Source organism: Ramlibacter sp. (genome assembly GCF_050250995.1).
In the GTDB taxonomy this organism is placed as follows: domain Bacteria; phylum Pseudomonadota; class Gammaproteobacteria; order Burkholderiales; family Burkholderiaceae_C; genus Ramlibacter.
On record NZ_JBFWNP010000036.1, the window covers coordinates 23176 to 37135 of the forward strand.

Sequence of the window (13960 nt, forward strand, 5' to 3'; positions counted from 1 at the left end):
CGCGATGCAGACGCCACGGATGCACCTGTTCCAGATGCTGCTTCACACCAGCATCACGCACACGCTCATGGCCTGGGCCGACCCCGCAGATGGCCAGCTCGACGGACTTGAGGACTACGGCTACTGGCAGGACATCGCGCGCACGCTGGAGCGCGGCTGCTTCGACGGCGTCTTCTTCGCCGACAGCCCGGCGACGCATGCGGTCTATCGCAACAGCGTGAAGCCGTCGGTGGAGTACGGCGTGATCTGGCCGAACCACGATCCGATGCCGCTGCTTGCCGTGATGAGCGCCGCGACGAAGCGCCTCGGCCTGTGCGTCACGCTGTCCACCAACGGCACCTCGCCCTATCTCGCCAACCGCCGCCTGTCGACGCTCAACTACCTGAGCAAGGGGCGCGTCGGCTGGAATATCGTCTCGGGCTTCAGCCGAGCCGAACACCTCGCGTGCGGACTCGGCCGGCAGATCGAGCACGACGAGCGCTACGACATGGCCGACGAGTTCATGGAGATCTGCTATCGCCTGTGGGACGGCGTGCCGCCCGAGGCGATTCTCCGGGACAAGGCCACGGGCCGCTTCGCGGACCCGGACAAGGTGCAGGAGGTCGATTTCACGGGCCAGTACTTCCGCTGCAAGGCCATGGCGCCGGTGCTGCCCTCGCGCTTCGGCCGTCCCGTGCTGTTCCAGGCGGGGTCGTCGGGCCGCGGGATGCAGTTCGCCATGAAACATGCCGAGGTGATCTTCGGCATCCAGGCGCACGTGCCCGGCATGCTGAAGGCCACGGCGCAACTGAAGGCCGAGGCGGCGAAGTATGGCGCACCGGACCCGAAGGTGATCTTCGGCCTGCAGCCCATCGTGCGCAGCACCGAAGCGGAGGCGAAGCGGCGCGTGGAGGAATTGCGCGAGCGCGTGCCGCTCGAGGCCAACCTCGCGCGCATGTCGGGCGTCTTCGGCATGGACCTCAGCCAGTACGACCCGGACAAGCCTCTGTCGGACAGCTCGGAGTCGCAGGGCTCGCGCGGCCTCATGGCGTCCGCGATGACGAACGAAAAGGGCGAGCAGGTCACGCTGCGCGAAGTGGCGAAGAAGTGGGCGCTCGGACCGACCATTCCCCAGGTGGCCGGCACGCCGGAGCAGGTGGCGACGGAGATCGAGCGCATCTGGCGCGAGACCGGGTGCCTCGGCTTCAACCTGAGCCCCACGACCAACCCGGACAGCGTGAACGACTTCGTCGACCACGTGATCCCGATCCTCCAGAAGCGCGGCGTGTTCCGCCGCGAATACGAACACGAGACCTTGCGGGACAATCTGCTGAACTGATTCCGATCGGCAGCACCGTGGACCCGACCCGCCTGAAAGACGCGACGAAACACTGGCTCACCGGCGTGGGCGTCGTCACCACCGCCTACGGCGACGAGAAGCATGGCGCGCTGGTGAACAACGTGGCCTGCGTGTCGATGGATCCGCCGCTCTATCTTGCGTGCCTCGGGAATTCGTCCCGCACCCTGGCCGCCGTGCTCGCGTCTCGGCGCTTCAACATCCACTTCCTCGCGAGCGACCAGCAGGCTGTGGCGATGGCCTTCGCTGCGCGCGACGGCGACAAGTTCGCGGTGGTCGCGCACGAGGCGGGCGTGCTCGGCGCGCCCGTCCTTTCGGGTGCGCTGGCCTGTATCGAGTGCGAACTCCAGTCGACGACGGAAGCCGGCAGCGGCACCATCGTCATCGGTCGCGTCGTGGAAGTGCGTGAGCGCGCGGGCGAGCCGCTGGGGATGCTCGGGCGGGATTTCGTAAGCGTCGGCGGCGTGTAGACGCTCCGACCTCAGCGGGCGTGCTTCATTCCCGATTCCCACGCATCCCGCATCTTCGCCAGCAGCTCCTTCGGCACGCGCGCGTCGACGTTCGCTTCGTCGAGCGTCGCTCCCATCGCGACGGCGATCGTCTCCAGAACCCGCCCGGGTTGGCTCACGCCGCAGATGCGCCGGCCGAAGTCGTGCAGTTCTTCGGTCGTCGGATAGGCTTTGCTGCCGTGCCGGCCGGCGAACAGTTTGAGGGCGAGCGTTCGATCTTCGAGTTCCGGGCCGCCCGCGTACTGCGTGTACCGGTAGATCGACGTCGTCACCACGTCGAACATCGGCGCGAGCCACACCTCCTGGGCCGATCGATACAGCACGCCGAAATTCTTCAGGTGCGCGTCGCCGTTGCGCACCATCACCGAGAACGCGACCTGCTCGAAGAATCGGTGAAGGTTTTCGCCGGGCAGCTGCAACTGCTTCAGCAACTCGGCGATGCGCTGGTAGCTGCCGTGGTACTTGCGGTCGGACAGCACGTCGCGCACGCGCAGGCCCGCGAGCGCCGCGATGTCTTCGAAGCCGAGGCGCTCGACGTCGCCGCGCTCGTCCATCACCATGTCGAATCGATCGAGCACCAGCATCTGCCCATCGTCGGATAGCGCGAACCTGGGGACTTCGATCCCTGCGCGTTCCGCGGCGCGCAGGCACAGATACTCGTTGACAGCGAGCCCGGGATAGGCGGGGCTCGCTGCCTTGACGATCAGGGAGGGGATCGGGACCGTGGGCCGGTCCGGCACCATGATCTTGGGCTGCACGCCGGAGATGCCCGCGCCGGTGCTCAGGTAGGCCGCCATCAGCTCGTTGAAGACTTCGGGCGTGTAGCGGGTCTTCAGCAATTCTTCCTTGCTCATGGGTTGCGGCAATGCTGCTGCGGGCTGGTCCGGCAGCGAGTAGCCGAGTCGCCCGATGCCGTTACGGCCAACCAGGGCGAGCAGGTGCATCGGCGTGAGCGGCTGCTTGGGGAACATCTCCCTGATCTTCATGAACAGGTCGCCCTCGGGCAGGTTCTGGTCCATCGGCGCGAAGAGGTCGCCATCGCGCCAGGTGAGGCTTTCCGCAGGCGGCATCAGGAGGGCGACGGGAGATTGCCCCGGCTCGGGCGCGAGATAACGGAACTCGTACACCGAAGTCTTGACCAGCTGCCCGGCGCCGCGTGCGTTTCCGATGGAGACGTCGAGGAGGCGCAGTTTCTCAGGGAGCATCGTCGTCGTCCTCGCGGAAGCGGTCGGCCACCTCGCGCGCGGTCGGCAGGCCCGCGCTCTCGAGCCGCAGGACGAGTCCGAGCGCGCCGGCCACGGCCATCAGCGACGAGACCGTGCTCTCGTCCCCCGCCTCCAGTCGGTAGATGACCTCGCGCACCTTGCCGGCCTTCACGGCAAGCTGCGATTTGCTCATCCCCAGCGCTTCCCGCCGCTCGCGCAGGGCGCGGCCCAACTCATCGGGGAGGCGAAGGTTGTCAGCCATGGCAGGCATTTTGAGGTTTTTCTCGGCAATTTGCAAGTCATGGCTGGCAAAGTGAGAGAAAAAAAAGCCGCCCAGGAGGCGGCTTCTCGCGTGCGGATGGACGACTACGCCGTCACTTCCTTCGCCACGTCCGCGTACTCCTCGATCTGGTCGAAGTTCATGTAGCGGTACACCTTGTCGCCGGCCTTGTTGATCACGCCCATGTCCTCGTGATACTCGGCGATCGTCGGCAGGCGACCCAGCTTCGACGCAATGGCGGCGAGTTCAGCCGAGGCGAGGTACACGTTCGTGTTCTTGCCCAGCCGGTTCGGGAAGTTGCGCGTGGAGGTCGACACCACCGTCGCGCCCTCGCGAACCTGCGCCTGGTTGCCCATGCACAGCGAACAGCCCGGCATCTCGGTGCGCGCACCGGCGCTGCCGAAGTTGGCATAGTGGCCTTCCTTCGTCAGCTCGTCCTGGTCCATCTTGGTCGGCGGCGCGACCCACAGCTTGACCGGGATGTCGCGCTTGCCTTCGAGCAGCAGCGACGCCGCGCGGAAGTGCCCGATGTTGGTCATGCACGAGCCGATGAAGGCTTCGTCGATCTTCGTGTTCTGCACTTCCGACAGCGGCTTCACGTCGTCCGGATCGTTCGGGCAGCACAGCAGCGGCTCGGTGATCTTCGCGAGGTCGATCTCGATCACGGCGGCGTACTCGGCGTCCTTGTCGGCTTCGAGCAGGTCCGGGTTCTGGATCCAGGCCTCCACCGCCTTGATGCGGCGCTCGAGCGTGCGCTTGTCGGCATAGCCCTGCGCGATCATGTTCTTCATGAGCACGACGTTGCTGCGCAGGTACTCGAGGACCGGCTCCTTGTCGAGCTTCACCGTGCAGCCGGCGGCCGAACGCTCGGCCGACGCGTCGGAGAGCTCGAACGCCTGCTCCACCTTCAGCGTGGGCAGACCTTCGATCTCGAGGATGCGGCCCGAGAAGACGTTCTTCTTGCCCTGCTTCGCCACCGTCAGCAGGCCCTGCTGGATCGCATAGTAGGGAATGGCATGCACCAGGTCGCGCAGCGTGATGCCCGGCTGCATCTCGCCCTTGAAGCGCACGAGCACGCTTTCGGGCATGTCGAGCGGCATGACGCCCGTGGCGGCCGCAAAGGCCACGAGGCCGGAGCCGGCGGGGAAGGAGATGCCGATGGGGAAGCGCGTGTGGCTGTCGCCGCCCGTGCCCACGGTGTCGGGCAGCAGCAGGCGGTTGAGCCACGAGTGGATCACGCCGTCGCCGGGGCGCAACGCGACGCCGCCGCGGTTGCTGATGAATGCGGGCAGCTCGCGGTGCGTCTTCACGTCCACCGGCTTCGGATACGCGGCCGTGTGGCAGAACGACTGCATGACGAGGTCCGACGAGAAGCCGAGGCACGCGAGGTCTTTCAGCTCGTCGCGGGTCATCGGGCCGGTCGTGTCCTGGCTGCCCACCGTCGTCTGGCGCGGTTCGCAGTAAGTGCCGGGACGGATGCCCTGGCCTTCCGGCAGGCCGCAGGCGCGGCCGACCATCTTCTGCGCGAGCGTGAAGCCCTTGCCCGAATCGGCCGGGGCCTTCGGCAGGCGGAACGCGGTGGACGGGCCGACGCCCAGGAACTCGCGCGCCTTCGCCGTCAGCGAGCGGCCGATGATCAGGTTGATGCGGCCGCCGGCCTGCACTTCGTCCAGCAGCACGTCGTTCTTGAGCTGGAAGCGCTCGATGACCTCGCCACCGCGCTCGATGGTGCCTTCGTACGGGAAGATGTCGATGACGTCGCCCATCTCCAGCTTGCTCACGTCCACTTCGATGGGCAGCGCGCCCGAATCTTCCTGCGTGTTGAAGAAGATCGGCGCGATCTTGCCGCCGAGCGTGACGCCGCCGAAGCGCTTGTTCGGCACGAACGGAATGTCCTGGCCGGTGGCCCAGATCACGCTGTTGGTCGCGGACTTGCGCGACGAGCCGGTGCCGACCACGTCGCCGACGTAGGCGACCTGATGGCCCTTGGACTTGAGGTCCTCGATGAACTTCATCGGGCCGCGCTTGCCGTCTTCCTCGGGCACGAAGGCCGCGCCAGCACGCGTGTTCTTCAGCATCGCGAGCGTGTGCAGCGGGATGTCCGGGCGCGACCACGCATCGGGCGCGGGCGACAGGTCGTCGGTGTTGGTCTCGCCGGGCACCTTGAACACGGTCACCGTGATCTTCTGCGGCACCGCAGGGCGCGAGGTGAACCACTCGGCGTTGGCCCAGCTCTGCACCACGTCCTTGGCGAAGGCGTTGCCGGCCTTGGCCTTCTCGGCGACGTCGTGGAAGAAGTCGAACATCAGCAGCGTCTTCTTCAGGCCCTCGGCGGCGACCGGCGCGACCGCGATGTCGTCGAGCAGGTCGATCAGCGGCTTCACGTTGTAGCCGCCGACCATTGTGCCCAGCAGCTCGGTGGCCTTCTCCTTCGACAGCGCCTTCACTTCGAGGTCGCCGTGCGCGACGGCGGCGAGGAAACTCGCCTTCACCTTCGCGGCGTCGTCCACGCCCGGGGGCACCCGGTTCGTCAGCAGGTCGAGCAGGAAGCCCTCTTCCTTCTCGGGCGCCGCCTTGATCAGCTCGATCAGGTCCGCGGTCTGCTTGGCCGTGAGCGGCAGCGGCGGGATGCCGAGCGCGGCACGCTCGGCGACATGTTCAACGTAGGCTTGCAGCATGACTCTCTCTCCGGTCGTTCGTTCAATGTCAGTCCGGGCCGCTCTTGGCCGGCTCGGTCTTGGGGGCTTCCAGCAGGTTCACCGCGGGCCTGTTCTTCATGTCGGCGGCGAAAGTCGCCTGCTCCGGGCTCTGGCACTCGTCGGCCAGGCGCTGGCCCAGCTTCTGGCTCATGAGCATCGACTTGTTGCCCAGTTGCAAGAACAGTGCCCCGCGCATCGGGTCCTCGAGGCGGATCGCCCCGGTGCGGCTCTCCACCGGGTGCATCACGAAGCGATTGAGCTTGTTCTGCACCAGGAAGAAGCCCTCGCGCCTCAGGGCGCGGATGCGGACGTTCGCGCCGAGTTCGCAGGGAAACTCCCCGACGTGGATCTTCTTCGCGATCTCGAGCTCCGCTTCCGTGAGCTTGATCGAGGGATCGGGTTCCTCGATCGGCACGCTCTCCTCGATGGCCTTGGCCTGCGCGGCGTTCGGCTTGCGCGGGCTCGCGGCCTGCGGCCTGGCCTGCGGCCTGGCGGCCGCGGGCTTCGCGGTGGCCGTCGGCTTCGCCGCCGGTTTGGCCGGCGCTGCGGTCTGCGCGATGGCCATCGCGGGTGCGGCAGCGAGGATCAGCGTGGCGATGAGGTACTTCATTTCAATGCCTGCTCAGGAGGAATTCGGATGCCCCGGATTCCCGCCTTCGCGGGAATGACGGCGCGTGGGTTCAAAGAAGGTGCGCGACGCCGGCCTGCTCGTCCTGCAGCTCCTTCAGCGTGACGTTGATCCGCTCCTGCGAGAACGCGTCGATCTCCAGGCCTTCGACGACCTTGTACTCGCCGTTCTGCGTGGTGACCGGGAAGCCGAACATCGTGTCCTTGGGAATGCCGTACTGGCCGTCCGACGGAATGCCCATCGTGACCCACTTGCCGTTGGAGCCCAGCGCCCAGTCGCGCATGTGGTCGATGGCGGCGTTGGCGGCGGAAGCGGCGGACGAGAGGCCGCGCGCTTCGATGATCGCGGCGCCGCGCTTGCCGACCGTCGGCAGGAACGTGTTGGCGTTCCATTCCTGGTCGTTGATCATCTCCTTCACGCTCTTGCCGCCGACGGTGGCGAAGCGGTAGTCGGCGTACATCGTCGGCGAGTGGTTGCCCCAGACGGTGAGCTTCTCGATGTCGGCGACCTTCGTGCCGGTCTTGGCGGCGACTTGCGACAGCGCGCGGTTGTGGTCGAGGCGCAGCATGGCGGTGAAGTTCTTGCGCGGCAGGCTGGGCGCGCTCTTCATCGCGATGTACGCGTTGGTGTTGGCGGGGTTGCCGACGACCAGCACCTTCACGTCACGCGACGCGACCTTGTCGAGCGCCTGGCCCTGGCCGATGAAGATCTTGCCGTTGATCGACAGCAGCTCCGAGCGCTCCATGCCGGCCTTGCGGGGCATCGAGCCGACCAGCAGCGCGTAGTCGGTGTCCTTGAACGCCGTCATCGGGTCGCCGTGCGCTTCCATGCCGGCCAGGAGCGGGAACGCGCAGTCCTCGAGTTCCATCATCACGCCCTTGAGCGCCTTCTGCGGACCCTCGGCCGGCACTTCCAGCAGTTGCAGGATGACGGGCTGGTCCTTGCCGAGCATCTCGCCGGAAGCAATGCGGAATAGGAGGGCGTAACCGATCTGGCCGGCGGCGCCGGTGACGGCGACGCGAACGGGCTTCTTGCTCATGGAGGGGCTCCGGTGGATGGGTGGGTATGAAAAGGCTCGCGTGGACCTCCGGCGCGCATCGGCGAATGCCGACGACGACGACGAAAACGCCTGCGGAACAGGCCGGGAGTGTACCCGCGCCCACCCCCGTGCGTCAATTTGTCTTATGTCTTATATAAGATATGATCCGCCATGGCCTCGCTGACCTCCCCCACCGACGGCGCCGCGGGCGCGGAGCCGGGGACGCCCGCCTTCAGCCCGCTGTACCAGCAGATCAAGTCGCTCATCCTGCAAAGCCTGCAGGCCGGCGAATGGAAGCCGGGCGAGGCGATCCCGAGCGAGATGGACCTGGCCGCGCGCTTCCGCGTGAGCCAGGGCACCGTGCGCAAGGCGATCGACGAGCTCGCGGCCGAAAACCTCGTGATGCGCAGGCAGGGCAAGGGCACGTTCGTGGCCACGCACGCCGAGCAGCATGTGCAGTACCGCTTCCTGAAGCTAGTGCCCGACAGCGGCGACCGCGACTCCGAGGGCCCCGCGCTGCGCGAGATCTTCGACTGCAAGCGCCTGCGCGCCACGGCCGACGTCGCGCGCGCGCTCGCGCTGCGCTCGGGCGATGCGGTGGTGCAGGTGCGCCGCACGCTGTCGTTCGGCGGCGTGCCGACGATCCTCGAGGACCTCTGGCTGCCCGGCAACGCCTTCAAGGGATTGACGGCCGACCAGATGGCGTCGTACCAGGGGCCGACCTACGCGATGTTCGAAATCGAATTCGGGGTGCGCATGGTGCGCGCCGAAGAGAAGATCCGCGCCGTGGCCGCCGACGCGTCGAACACCGCGCTGCTGCAGGTGGCCGAAGGCACGCCGCTGCTGTCGGTGGAGCGCATCGCGTTCACTTACAACGACGTGCCGATGGAGCTGCGCCGCGGCCTCTACCGGACCGACACGCACCACTACCGCAACGAGCTGAATTGAACGCGGGTCGAGTTCCGGCCGCGCATTTTCTGCCTGCGGAAAAGTCAAACCTCCGTGTCTATTTGATGCATTGCAATAGAATTTTGAGGGTTTGCCCCTGCGCGGCCTCGTTGACAACCCCGCCGATTCCGCCGAACTCCCGAAGAAGAAAGACCCGATGACCACGACGCCCGCCCGCCCGCGGCCCGAATTCCGCAACATCAACGCCCTGTCGGACCTGCCCACCTACCGCCTTCCCGCGGCCGGCTGGGTGTCGATCCTGCACCGCGTGAGCGGTGTGCTGATGTTCGTGCTGCTGCCCTTCATCATCTGGATGTTCGACACCTCGGTGTCGTCCGAGTTCTCGTACGCGCGCTTCAAGTCCGCGTTCAACAACGGCCTGGGCTTCGCGCCCGGCTGGTTCATGAAGCTCGTGGCGCTCGCACTGATCTGGGCCTACCTGCACCACTTCATCGCCGGCTTGCGTCACGTGTGGATGGACGTGAGCCATGCGGCCGTCACCAAGGAGTTCGGCACGACCTCGGCGAGGGTCACGCTGGTCCTGAGCCTGCTGCTGACCGTGGTGCTCGGCGCCAAGCTGTTCGGCCTCTACTGAACATCCGAAGGAAAAGAAAAATGGCAGTCAACTACGGCTCCCGCCGCACCGTCGTCGGTGCGCACTACGGCACGCGCGACTGGCTCGCGCAGCGCGTCACCGCGGTGCTGATGGCGGTCTTCACGATCGTCGTCATCCTGCGCATCGTCTTCACGAGCGGCCCCATCGGCTACGAGACCTGGGCGGGCCTCTATGCCGGGCAGGCCATGAAGATGCTCACCTTCGCCACCATCGCCGGCCTGCTCTACCACGTGTGGGTGGGCATGCGCGACGTGCTGATGGACTACGTCAAGCCCGTGGGCGTGCGCCTCGTGCTGCAGATCCTCACGATCGTGTGGCTGGTCGGCTGCGCCGGCTGGGCGATCCAGGTGCTCTGGCGCGTCTGAGCACGAGAAGAAAAACATGAGTTACACCAAAAGCAACATCTCCACCCGCAAGTTCGACGTCGTGATCGTCGGCGCCGGCGGCTCCGGCATGCGCGCGTCGCTGCAGCTTTCGCTCGCGGGCCTCAACGTCGCCGTGCTCAGCAAGGTCTTCCCCACGCGCTCGCACACGGTGGCGGCGCAAGGCGGCATCGGCGCGTCGCTCGGCAACATGTCCGAGGACAACTGGCACTACCACTTCTACGACACCGTCAAGGGCTCCGACTGGCTCGGCGACCAGGACGCGATCGAGTTCATGTGCCGCGAGGCGCCCAAGGTCGTGTACGAGCTCGAGCACTTCGGCATGCCGTTCGACCGCAACCCCGACGGCACGATCTACCAGCGTCCCTTCGGCGGCCACACGGCCAACTACGGCGAGAAGCCGGTGCAGCGCGCCTGCGCCGCCGCCGACCGCACCGGCCACGCGATGCTGCACACGCTGTACCAGCAGAACGTGCGCGCGAAGACGCAGTTCTTCGTCGAATGGATGGCGCTCGACCTCGTGCGCGACAACGAGGGCGACGTCGTCGGCGTGACCGCGCTCGAGATGGAAACCGGCGACCTGCACGTGCTGCACGCCAAGACCGTGCTGCTCGCCACGGGCGGCGCCGGACGCATCTTCGCCGCCTCCACCAATGCCTTCATCAACACCGGCGACGGCCTGGGCATGGCGGCGCGCGCGGGCATTCCGCTGGAAGACATGGAGTTCTGGCAGTTCCACCCGACCGGCGTGGCCGGCGCGGGCGTGCTGCTCACCGAAGGCTGCCGCGGCGAAGGCGCGATCCTGCTGAACAGCAACGGCGAACGCTTCATGGAGCGCTATGCGCCCACGCTCAAGGATCTCGCGCCCCGGGACTTCGTCTCGCGTTCGATGGACCAGGAGATCAAGGAAGGCCGCGGCTGCGGCCCGAACAAGGACTACGTGCTGCTCAAGCTCGACCACCTGGGCGCCGAGACGATCCACAAGCGCCTGCCCTCGGTGTTCGAGATCGGCGCGAACTTCGCCAACGTCGACATCACCAAGGAGCCGATCCCCGTGGTGCCGACGATCCACTACCAGATGGGCGGCATCCCGACCAACATCAACGGCCAGGTCGTCATCCAGAAGAACGGCGACGACAACAGCGTGGTCAACGGGCTCTACGCCGTCGGCGAATGCTCGTGCGTGAGCGTCCACGGCGCCAACCGCCTGGGCACCAACTCGCTGCTCGACCTGCTGGTGTTCGGCAAGGCGGCGGGCAACCACATCGTCGAGTTCGCGAGCCGCACCAAGTCGCACAAGCCGCTGCCGGCCGACCCGGCGGCGCAGTCGCTGGAGCGCCTGAACCGCCTCGAGGCCGCGGGCAGCGGGGAATATGCGCAGGACGTCGCCAACGACATCCGCGCCGCCATGCAGGAGCACGCCGCCGTGTTCCGCACGCAGCAGAGCATGGACGAAGGCACGCGCAAGATCGCGGCGCTGCGCTCGCGCGTGGACGCCATCGGCCTGGGCGACAAGTCGCGCGTGTTCAACACCGCGCGGGTCGAAGCGCTGGAGGTCGAGAACCTGATCGAGGCCGCGCAGGCGACCATCGAATCGGCGGCCGCCCGCAAGGAGTGCCGCGGCGCGCACACCGTGTACGACTACGAGCGCCCGGCGGACGACCCGGTGTCGCCGCTCGGCCGCGACGACGCCAACTGGTTGAAGCATTCGCTGTGGTACCGCGAGGGCAACCGGCTCGACTACAAGCCGGTCAAGCTCAAGCCGCTGTCCGTGGATTCGGTGCCGCCCAAGGTGCGGACGTTCTGACTACGCAATCGTCCTGACCTGCGAAGCCCCTACATTCGAGAAGCCGGAATCCAAAATGCAAAAGCGCACGTTCCAGATCTACCGTTACGACCCCGACAAGGACGCCAAGCCGTACATGCAGACGGTGACGATCGAGCTCGAGGGCAACGAGCGCATGCTGCTCGACGCCCTGATGAAGCTCAAGGCGCAGGACCCGATGCTGTCGTTCCGCCGCTCCTGCCGCGAAGGCGTGTGCGGCTCCGATGCGATGAACATCAACGGCAAGAACGGCCTGGCCTGCCTGACCAACCTGCTGAGCCTGGGCGACAAGCCCATCGTGCTCAAGCCGCTGCCCGGGCTGCCCGTCATCCGCGACCTGATCGTGGACATGACGCAGTTCTTCAAGCAGTACCACTCGATCAAGCCCTACCTCGTCAACGAGCAGATTCCGCCCGAGAAGGAACGCCTGCAGTCGCCCGAGGAGCGCGAGGAGCTCAACGGGCTGTACGAGTGCATCCTGTGCGCAAGCTGCTCGACCTCGTGCCCGAGCTTCTGGTGGAACCCCGACAAGTTCGTGGGCCCCGCGGGCCTGCTGCAGGCCTACCGCTTCATCGCCGACAGCCGCGACGAAGCCACCGGCGACCGGCTCGACAACCTCGAGGACCCCTACCGGCTCTTCCGCTGCCATACCATCATGAACTGCGTCGACGTCTGCCCGAAGGGCCTGAACCCGACCATGGCCATCGGCAAGATCAAGGAATTGATGGTCCGCCGCGCGGTCTGATCACGCATCGCTCATGCAGGACGAACTCATCGATGCCCGGTCCCTGAGCAAGCTGCGCTGGCGCTGCCGCCGCGGCCTGCTCGAGAACGACCTGCTCATCGAGAAGTTCTTCGCGGAGCACGAGCGCACGCTGACCGTCGCCCAGGCGAATGGCCTCGCCGAGCTCATGGACCTGGCCGACAACGACCTGCTCGACCTGCTGCTGCGGCGCAAGGACGAGGCCGAGACGCCGCTGAACGGCGAGACGAGAAAGGTGCTGGAGATGCTGCGCCCGCGGGTGGCGGCATCGACGGCCGTTGGGAATTGAACCTGAGGACACACCTATGAAACCCGCTGACAACAAAGCCACCCTGTCGTTCTCGAACGGCGGCCCGAGCGTCGAGCTACCCGTGTACAGCGGCAGCGTCGGCCCCGACGTCATCGACATCCGCAAGCTGTACGCGCAGACCGGAATGTTCACGTACGACCCGGGCTTCATGTCCACGGCGTCGTGCCAGTCGACCATCACCTACATCGATGGCGACAAGGGCGAGCTGCTGTACCGCGGCTACCCGATCGAGCAGCTCGCGACGCAGTGCGACTACCTCGAGACCTGCTACCTGCTGCTGTACGGCGAACTGCCCACGCCCGACCAGAAGGCGAAGTTCGTCCAGACCGTGACGATGCACACGATGGTCAACGAGCAGATGCAGTTCTTCCTGCGCGGCTTCCGGCGCGACGCGCACCCGATGGCCGTGATGACGGGCCTGGTGGGCGCGCTGTCGGCCTTCTATCACGACAGCACGGACATCAACAACCCCGAGCACCGCGAGATCGCCGCGATCCGCCTGATCGCGAAGATGCCGACGCTCGTGTCGATGGCGTACAAGTACAGCGCCGGCCAGCCGTACATGTATCCGAAGAATTCGCTGTCGTACACGTCGAACTTCATGCGCATGATGTTCGCCACGCCGTGCGAGGACTACGAGCCCAACGACGTGCTCGTGCGCGCGATGGACCGCATCTTCATCCTGCACGCCGACCACGAGCAGAACGCCTCCACCTCCACGGTGCGCCTGTGCGGCTCGTCCGGCACCAACCCCTTTGCCGCCATCGCGGCGGGCGTGGCGTGCCTGTGGGGCCCCGCCCACGGCGGCGCGAACGAGGCCGCGCTCAACATGCTGGAAGACATCCAGAAGATGGGCGGCGTCGCGAAGATCGGCGAATTCGTCACCAAGGTGAAGGACAAGAACTCCAGCGTGAAGCTGATGGGCTTCGGACACCGCGTGTACAAGAACTACGACCCGCGCGCCAAGCTGATGCGCGAGACGTGCCATGAAGTGCTGGCCGAGCTGGGCCTGCAGAACGATCCGCTGTTCAAGCTCGCCATGGCGCTCGAGAAGGTGGCGCTCGAGGACGAATACTTCGTCTCGCGCAAGCTGTACCCGAACGTCGACTTCTACTCCGGCATCGTGCAGCGCGCGATCGGCATCCCCGTGTCGCTGTTCACCGCGATCTTCGCGCTCGCGCGCACGGTCGGCTGGATCGCGCAGCTCAACGAGATGATCAGCGACCCCGAGTACAAGATCGGCCGTCCGCGCCAGCTGTTCACGGGCTCCGAGCGGCGCGAGGTCAAGCCGATCGCGCAGCGCTGATCGCTTTCTCTTCCCGTCGAAGGCCCGCATCGCGCGGGCCTTTTTTCATGGGCGCTTCCATCCAAAGCACGGAACGCGCGCGCCCCGGAGGTTGCCGGGCCGAGGGCGGCGGT

At 66.4% G+C, this 13960-nt stretch carries 14 protein-coding genes; 9 read left to right on the plus strand and 5 right to left on the minus strand.

Going from position 1 to position 13960, the window contains the following annotated elements; genetic code table 11:
* The first annotated feature begins 4 nt into the window (after nt 1-4).
* Both AB7E83_RS19875 and AB7E83_RS19880 read left to right on the plus strand, forming a co-directional pair.
* Nucleotides 5-1318, plus strand: coding sequence for an NtaA/DmoA family FMN-dependent monooxygenase (locus tag AB7E83_RS19875; protein ID WP_428572530.1), 1314 nt, complete (start codon nt 5-7; stop codon nt 1316-1318).
* Between the two features lie 17 nt (nt 1319-1335).
* The gene (locus AB7E83_RS19880; RefSeq protein WP_428572531.1) at nt 1336-1806 is read left to right on the plus strand and encodes a flavin reductase family protein; all 471 of its coding nucleotides are present in this window, start codon (nt 1336-1338) and stop codon (nt 1804-1806) included.
* 11 nt (nt 1807-1817) lie between these two features.
* On the opposite strand, the gene AB7E83_RS19885 is transcribed toward AB7E83_RS19880, so the two are convergent.
* From AB7E83_RS19885 to AB7E83_RS19905, 5 genes are all read right to left on the minus strand, one after another.
* Nucleotides 1818-3050: a type II toxin-antitoxin system HipA family toxin gene (locus AB7E83_RS19885; RefSeq protein ID WP_428572532.1), complete on the minus strand. Its 1233-nt coding sequence runs from the start codon at nt 3048-3050 to the stop codon at nt 1818-1820.
* Nucleotides 3040-3312 carry a helix-turn-helix transcriptional regulator gene (locus tag AB7E83_RS19890; protein WP_428572533.1) on the minus strand — a complete coding sequence of 91 codons (273 nt, stop codon included), beginning with the start codon at nt 3310-3312 and terminating at the stop codon, nt 3040-3042. Before AB7E83_RS19890 ends, AB7E83_RS19885 begins: the two co-directional genes overlap by 11 nt.
* A gap of 104 nt (nt 3313-3416) precedes the next feature.
* Entirely contained in the window at nt 3417-6008 is a 2592-nt protein-coding gene (acnB, locus tag AB7E83_RS19895; protein ID WP_428572534.1) for a bifunctional aconitate hydratase 2/2-methylisocitrate dehydratase, read from the minus strand.
* Nucleotides 6009-6036: 28 nt separating this feature from the next.
* Nucleotides 6037-6639, minus strand: a complete 603-nt coding sequence (locus AB7E83_RS19900) for a hypothetical protein (protein ID WP_428572535.1) — start codon at nt 6637-6639, stop codon at nt 6037-6039.
* 70 nt (nt 6640-6709) lie between these two features.
* Nucleotides 6710-7696, minus strand: a complete 987-nt coding sequence (locus AB7E83_RS19905; protein ID WP_428572536.1) for a malate dehydrogenase — start codon at nt 7694-7696, stop codon at nt 6710-6712.
* Nucleotides 7697-7867: 171 nt separating this feature from the next.
* On the opposite strand from AB7E83_RS19905, the gene AB7E83_RS19910 reads away from it, so the two are divergent.
* The 7 genes from AB7E83_RS19910 (at nt 7868) to gltA (ending at nt 13847) form a co-directional block, all read left to right on the plus strand.
* Nucleotides 7868-8644 carry a GntR family transcriptional regulator gene (locus AB7E83_RS19910; protein WP_428572537.1) on the plus strand — a complete coding sequence of 259 codons (777 nt, stop codon included), beginning with the start codon at nt 7868-7870 and terminating at the stop codon, nt 8642-8644.
* A 157-nt stretch (nt 8645-8801) separates the two neighbouring features.
* The gene (gene sdhC / locus AB7E83_RS19915; RefSeq protein ID WP_428572538.1) at nt 8802-9239 is read left to right on the plus strand and encodes a succinate dehydrogenase, cytochrome b556 subunit; all 438 of its coding nucleotides are present in this window, start codon (nt 8802-8804) and stop codon (nt 9237-9239) included.
* 20 nt (nt 9240-9259) lie between these two features.
* On the plus strand, nt 9260-9625 hold the full coding sequence (gene sdhD / locus AB7E83_RS19920) for a succinate dehydrogenase, hydrophobic membrane anchor protein (RefSeq protein ID WP_428572539.1): 366 nt from the start codon (nt 9260-9262) through the stop codon (nt 9623-9625).
* Between the two features lie 16 nt (nt 9626-9641).
* Nucleotides 9642-11450: a succinate dehydrogenase flavoprotein subunit gene (sdhA, locus tag AB7E83_RS19925; RefSeq protein ID WP_428572540.1), complete on the plus strand. Its 1809-nt coding sequence runs from the start codon at nt 9642-9644 to the stop codon at nt 11448-11450.
* A 55-nt stretch (nt 11451-11505) separates the two neighbouring features.
* Nucleotides 11506-12213, plus strand: a complete 708-nt coding sequence (locus tag AB7E83_RS19930) for a succinate dehydrogenase iron-sulfur subunit (protein ID WP_428572541.1) — start codon at nt 11506-11508, stop codon at nt 12211-12213.
* Nucleotides 12214-12226: 13 nt separating this feature from the next.
* Nucleotides 12227-12520: a succinate dehydrogenase assembly factor 2 gene (locus AB7E83_RS19935; protein WP_428572542.1), complete on the plus strand. Its 294-nt coding sequence runs from the start codon at nt 12227-12229 to the stop codon at nt 12518-12520.
* A gap of 16 nt (nt 12521-12536) precedes the next feature.
* The gene (gene gltA, locus AB7E83_RS19940) at nt 12537-13847 is read left to right on the plus strand and encodes a citrate synthase (RefSeq protein WP_428572543.1); all 1311 of its coding nucleotides are present in this window, start codon (nt 12537-12539) and stop codon (nt 13845-13847) included.
* The last annotated feature ends 113 nt before the right edge of the window (nt 13848-13960 follow it).